This is a genomic window from Mesorhizobium sp. M7A.F.Ca.CA.003.01.2.1 (genome assembly GCF_003998945.1).
In the GTDB taxonomy this organism is placed as follows: Bacteria; Pseudomonadota; Alphaproteobacteria; order Rhizobiales; family Rhizobiaceae; genus Mesorhizobium; species Mesorhizobium ciceri.
This window is the reverse complement of the sequence record NZ_RZRA01001167.1, coordinates 1-1470: the sequence shown is the minus strand read 5'-3', so window position 1 is coordinate 1470 and position 1470 is coordinate 1. Positions and strand designations below refer to the sequence as shown.

Annotated in this window: 2 protein-coding genes and 2 pseudogenes; 2 read left to right on the top strand and 2 right to left on the bottom strand. The window is 58.7% G+C overall.

What is annotated here, in order from left to right; all coding sequences use genetic code 11:
* Both EN969_RS36375 and EN969_RS35435 read left to right on the top strand, forming a co-directional pair.
* Nucleotides 1-127, top strand: a pseudogene (locus EN969_RS36375) (integrase); the annotation flags it as partial.
* Nucleotides 128-243: 116 nt separating this feature from the next.
* A complete protein-coding gene (locus EN969_RS35435) occupies nt 244-480 on the top strand; it encodes a hypothetical protein (protein ID WP_063169293.1) in 237 nt (78 codons plus the stop codon).
* A gap of 161 nt (nt 481-641) precedes the next feature.
* Here EN969_RS35435 and EN969_RS30855 read toward each other — a convergent pair.
* Nucleotides 642-842: pseudogene (locus EN969_RS30855) on the bottom strand (SMC-Scp complex subunit ScpB); the annotation flags it as partial.
* Nucleotides 843-935: 93 nt separating this feature from the next.
* Nucleotides 936-1196 (bottom strand): hypothetical protein, encoded by a 261-nt coding sequence (locus tag EN969_RS30850; protein ID WP_095769041.1) that lies wholly within the window; start codon nt 1194-1196, stop codon nt 936-938.
* Between the last annotated feature and the right edge of the window lie 274 nt (nt 1197-1470).

The window sequence follows — 1470 nt, the reverse complement described above, 5'->3', positions numbered from 1 at the left end:
CGGCAAGACCGGCTGGCGCGAGGTCGAGGTCGGCCGCGGCTCCAGCGACCACACCTACCCCGTAGTCGCGCTCGAGAGCTGGATCCGCTTTGGCCGCATCGCACGTGGACCCCTGTTCCGCCGCATCTTGTCGATCAGGTCGATATAATACGAAAAAGCCGCCGCCATTCGGGACGGGCGTCGGCTATCATGTCCAGCCATTATGCGGCGAGCGGATAGCTTTCGCCGGACCAGGCAGAGAACTTGGCGGCAAAAGCCTTCATCTCGTCGACCGCGAATGTGGTGCGCGGTTGCGAACTCGACTTGCTGGGCGAGAGGGACCTCGCCGAGAAAGGCGCTGACATGAGCGGGATGCTGCTTGGCCAAATCGAGATCCGCAAAGCAATCGGCCAGCGCCGCGTCGTCCAGCTGTACGCTGCAGGGCGCGTTCACGTCGTCAAGACGGATGCCAAATGCTTGCTCATAATGGCCGCAAGGTAATCGTTTCGGGTCGGAGACACAAGTTGCCGCCTCCTTCGCCGTAGAGTGGCCCGATACAATCACGATCGATATTGCCACCTCTTATCGATAGTGATCGCATAGTTCCCTGATTCGACTCTCAACCGCTCATATCAAGCGATTACTTCCATGTATCTGCTGCGCTAGCCCGTCCTGGCCTTGGAGTGTCGCTCCTCACCTCCTCCACCACTCACCAGCCCGATGGGAGTATCGCCCGCCAGCAGCTTCTCCTTGCTGAGCAGCGCGGCAACCTCAATCGCCTCGAAATCGGGCAAATCCCGCAGTGTGTCGAGGCCGAAGTGCAACAGGAAGGTCTTGGTCGTGACGTAGGTGTAAGGCGTGCCAAATTCAGCGGGCAGGCAGACGTTGACCCACAACAATCAAGGGGACGGTGCAGGCCAAGATTGCGGCAGGGCTTGGGCCCCCCACCCTTCTCCTCAGAACTCCGCTGCTTCCAGCTGGCGGCTGAAACTCACAGGCGCAGCCAGCTTGGTCTCTAACAGCATCGATCGCATCATGGTGTCTGCCATGAATCCGTGTGCGTGAAGCGCTCCAGAGCGAAGATGTTGGGCGTCAACCAGGTTCACTCCAATGAGCTTCACTTCTCGAGTTCTGCACAGTGTCCACGACTGGCGCCGGAGGTTGATCCGGTGATTAGGAGGAGCACTCGTTGTCGGATTCTCGACGATGTCGGACATGTGACACAACGCTTCCAGAGCGATCGCATTGTTCCGAAACGATTTTCCCAGTTGGCACGAAGGTTGCGGCCCTATGCGCAAAAGCACTGCGATGCCGCACCGACTGGAAGAACTCATCAATGATCACGCTTTTCGAACATGTGGGCGCCGCTACCGACACTGAGCGTTCCCGAGCCGACGGAAGCCTCTATCCCTTCTTTCTGAAGGCTGTCCGGACATGAACGCATTTGATGTCCGTCCAACGCTTGATGCTCCCGACGACGATCCCTATGTC

Excerpts from the sequence above, each read along its gene's own strand:
- EN969_RS30850 (WP_095769041.1), bottom strand. The coding sequence starts at position 1,196 with ATGTCCGACATCGTCGAGAATCCGACAACGAGTGCTCCTCCTAATCAC.